Source organism: Oleomonas cavernae, from assembly GCF_003590945.1.
GTDB classification, from domain to species: domain Bacteria; phylum Pseudomonadota; class Alphaproteobacteria; order Zavarziniales; family Zavarziniaceae; genus Zavarzinia; species Zavarzinia cavernae.
In genome coordinates this window covers 1-3,951 of record NZ_QYUK01000015.1, presented here as the reverse complement: position 1 = coordinate 3,951, position 3,951 = coordinate 1, and the positions used below count along the sequence as shown (strand labels likewise).

General features: G+C 67.7%; 3 protein-coding genes and 1 pseudogene. 2 read left to right on the top strand and 2 right to left on the bottom strand.

The window, feature by feature from the left end:
- Nucleotides 1–314: LysR family transcriptional regulator (locus D3874_RS28840; RefSeq protein WP_119782498.1), on the bottom strand; the 314-nt coding region annotated here is incomplete at its 3' end.
- A 207-nt stretch (nt 315–521) separates the two neighbouring features.
- Between D3874_RS28840 and betC (D3874_RS30875) the strand changes: the two genes are divergently transcribed.
- Nucleotides 522–1,973 (top strand): choline-sulfatase, encoded by a 1,452-nt coding sequence (gene betC, locus D3874_RS30875; RefSeq protein ID WP_119782497.1) that lies wholly within the window; start codon nt 522–524, stop codon nt 1,971–1,973.
- A gap of 29 nt (nt 1,974–2,002) precedes the next feature.
- On the opposite strand, the pseudogene betC (D3874_RS25230) reads toward betC (D3874_RS30875), so the two are convergent.
- Nucleotides 2,003–3,424, bottom strand: a pseudogene (betC, locus tag D3874_RS25230) (choline-sulfatase); the annotation flags it as partial.
- 109 nt (nt 3,425–3,533) lie between these two features.
- Here betC (D3874_RS25230) and D3874_RS25225 point away from each other — a divergent pair.
- A partial coding sequence (locus tag D3874_RS25225; RefSeq protein ID WP_119782496.1) for a LysR family transcriptional regulator occupies nt 3,534–3,951 on the top strand: 418 nt, incomplete at its 3' end.

The following is a 3,951-nucleotide window of genomic DNA, read 5'->3' as shown; positions in this document are numbered from 1 at the left end:
ACCGCCGCACTGGCCTGGCTGGTGACGATGCTGGCATCGCTGCCGCCGCTGATCCGCCGCAACTCGGCCAGGCGCGAGACCAGCCAGAACGAGGCGAAGGCGAAATCGGTGACCACCGTGAACTGGCGCTGGCGCGCGGCGGCGCGCGCCCCTTCGATCCCCGCGCCGATCGCCGCCAGGCCATTTTTCATGCCGTCGAACAGGACGGCGCCCGAGTCGGTCAGGGCGACGCCACGCCAGACCCTGGCGAACAGCCGGAAGCCCAGAACTGCCTCGAGCGTGGCCACGTGATGGCTGACGGCGGACTGGGTCATGCCAGTTCGCGCCCGGCCGCACTGAAACTGCCGGCGCGCGCCGCGGCGTCGAACACCGAGAGTTCGTGCAAATGCTGGTGCAGGAGGCTGCTTGCCATGAGTACCACTCATATATCCATCTCGACTTGATAGCTTTACCGGATCCCTGACGCTTCTCAAGCTGGCTGTGGTGAAGGCCGCTGGAGAGATAGCTTGGGCACGCGTGGCATGAACATCGTTGTGGTCATGGCCGACCAGATGACGCCGGCCGCCCTGCCCTTCCACGGCCATCGCGCGACCCGTGCGCCCAACCTGGAGGCGCTGGCGCGGGACGGCGTGGTGTTCGAGGCGGCCTATAGCAACAGCCCGCTGTGCTCGCCCGCCCGCGCCGTCTTCATGACCGGGCAATTATCGTCGCGCACCGGCGTCTACGACAACGCGGCCGAGTTCCGCTCGGACATCCCGACCTTTGCCCATTACCTGCGGCGGGCGGGCTATCGCACGCAACTGGCCGGCAAGATGCATTTCTGCGGGCCCGACCAGCTCCACGGTTTCGAGGAACGCCTGACCACCGACATCTACCCGGCCGATTTCGGCTGGACGCCGGACTGGGACCAGCCTCATCAGCGGCCGAGCTGGTATCACAACATGAGTTCGGTCACCGATGCCGGGCTGTGCGTGCGCACCAACCAGATGGATTTCGACGACGAGGTGATCTTCGCCGCCGAACGGGCGATCTATGACCATGTGCGCGGGTCGGACGGGCGGCCGCTGTGCCTGGTCGCCTCCTTCACCCACCCCCACGACCCCTATGCGGTGCCCGCCCGTTATTGGGATCTCTACTGCGACGACGAGATCGATCTGCCCCGGGTGCCGCTCGACCGCGCCGCCATGACCCCGCACGAGCAACGCCTGTGGCAGGTCTGCGACATGGGCAATGCCGAGGTGACGCCGGCCCATGTCCGCGCGGCGCGCCGCGCCTACTTAGGTGCTGTGGCCTATATCGACGACAATGTCGGGCGGATCAGGGCGGCCCTGGCCGCGACCGGCCTCGCCGACGACACCGTGATCCTGGTGACCTCGGACCACGGCGAAATGCTGGGCGAGCGCGGCCTTTGGTACAAAATGAACTATTTCGAGGGCGGCGCACGGGTGCCCCTGGTGGTTCATGCGCCAGGCAGATTCCAGCCAAGGCGGGTCGGCGAGGCCGTGTCGCTGGTCGATATCCTGCCGACGCTGACCGATATCGCCACCGACGGCAAAGGCCTCGCCCCCGTCTCGCCCATCGACGGGCGCAGCCTGCTGCCGCATCTGGGCGGCACCGGCGGCCACGACGAAGTCCTGGGCGACTATCTGGCGGAAGGCGCCGTGGCGCCGATCGTGATGATCCGGCGTGGAACCTTGAAATTCGTCCACAGCCTGGCCGACCCCGACCAGCTCTACGATCTGGCGACCGATCTGGACGAACGCCACAATCTGGCCGCCGACCCCGGCCGGACGACGCTGGTCGCGGAACTGCGCCGTGAAGTGGCGCAGCGCTGGGATCTGCCCGGGCTGGACCAGGCCGTGCGCGACAGCCAGCGGCGGCGCCACATGGTGGTCGACGCCTTGGGCATCGGCACCGCGGCGCCCTGGGATTTCAACCCGCCGCGCGCTTCCAGGTCGTCGAGATCCATGTGATTGCGGATGTACTGGCGGCTGGCGTCGCGCGGCGGGTTGAAATCCCAGGGCGCCGCGGTGCCGATGCCCAAGGCGTCGACCACCATGTGGCGCCGCCGCTGGCTGTCGCGCACGGCCTGGTCCAGCCCGGGCAGATCCCAGCGCTGCGCCACTTCACGGCGCAGTTCCGCGACCAGCGTCGTCCGGCCGGGGTCGGCGGCCAGATTGTGGCGTTCGTCCAGATCGGTCGCCAGATCGTAGAGCTGGTCGGGGTCGGCCAGGCTGTGGACGAATTTCAAGGTTCCACGCCGGATCATCACGATCGGCGCCACGGCGCCTTCCGCCAGATAGTCGCCCAGGACTTCGTCGTGGCCGCCGGTGCCGCCCAGATGCGGCAGCAGGCTGCGCCCGTCGATGGGCGAGACGGGGGCGAGGCCTTTGCCGTCGGTGGCGATATCGGTCAGCGTCGGCAGGATATCGACCAGCGACACGGCCTCGCCGACCCGCCTTGGCTGGAATCTGCCTGGCGCATGAACCACCAGGGGCACCCGTGCGCCGCCCTCGAAATAGTTCATTTTGTACCAAAGGCCGCGCTCGCCCAGCATTTCGCCGTGGTCCGAGGTCACCAGGATCACGGTGTCGTCGGCGAGGCCGGTCGCGGCCAGGGCCGCCCTGATCCGCCCGACATTGTCGTCGATATAGGCCACAGCACCTAAGTAGGCGCGGCGCGCCGCGCGGACATGGGCCGGCGTCACCTCGGCATTGCCCATGTCGCAGACCTGCCACAGGCGTTGCTCGTGCGGGGTCATGGCGGCGCGGTCGAGCGGCACCCGGGGCAGATCGATCTCGTCGTCGCAGTAGAGATCCCAATAACGGGCGGGCACCGCATAGGGGTCGTGGGGGTGGGTGAAGGAGGCGACCAGGCACAGCGGCCGCCCGTCCGACCCGCGCACATGGTCATAGATCGCCCGTTCGGCGGCGAAGATCACCTCGTCGTCGAAATCCATCTGGTTGGTGCGCACGCACAGCCCGGCATCGGTGACCGAACTCATGTTGTGATACCAGCTCGGCCGCTGATGAGGCTGGTCCCAGTCCGGCGTCCAGCCGAAATCGGCCGGGTAGATGTCGGTGGTCAGGCGTTCCTCGAAACCGTGGAGCTGGTCGGGCCCGCAGAAATGCATCTTGCCGGCCAGTTGCGTGCGATAGCCCGCCCGCCGCAGGTAATGGGCAAAGGTCGGGATGTCCGAGCGGAACTCGGCCGCGTTGTCGTAGACGCCGGTGCGCGACGATAATTGCCCGGTCATGAAGACGGCGCGGGCGGGCGAGCACAGCGGGCTGTTGCTATAGGCCGCCTCGAACACCACGCCGTCCCGCGCCAGCGCCTCCAGGTTGGGCGCACGGGTCGCGCGATGGCCGTGGAAGGGCAGGGCGGCCGGCGTCATCTGGTCGGCCATGACCACAACGATGTTCATGCCACGCGTGCCCAAGCTATCTCTCCAGCGGCCTTCACCACAGCCAGCTTGAGAAGCGTCAGGGATCCGGTAAAGCTATCAAGTCGAGATGGATATATGAGTGGTACTCATGGCAAGCAGCCTCCTGCACCAGCATTTGCACGAACTCTCGGTGTTCGACGCCGCGGCGCGCGCCGGCAGTTTCAGTGCGGCCGGGCGCGAACTGGGCATGACCCAGTCCGCCGTCAGCCATCACGTGGCCACGCTCGAGGCAGTTCTGGGCTTCCGGCTGTTCGCCAGGGTCTGGCGTGGCGTCGCCCTGACCGACTCGGGCGCCGTCCTGTTCGACGGCATGAAAAATGGCCTGGCGGCGATCGGCGCGGGGATCGAAGGGGCGCGCGCCGCCGCGCGCCAGCGCCAGTTCACGGTGGTCACCGATTTCGCCTTCGCCTCGTTCTGGCTGGTCTCGCGCCTGGCCGAGTTGCGGCGGATCAGCGGCGGCAGCGATGCCAGCATCGTCACCAGCCAGGCCAGTGCGGCGGTCGATC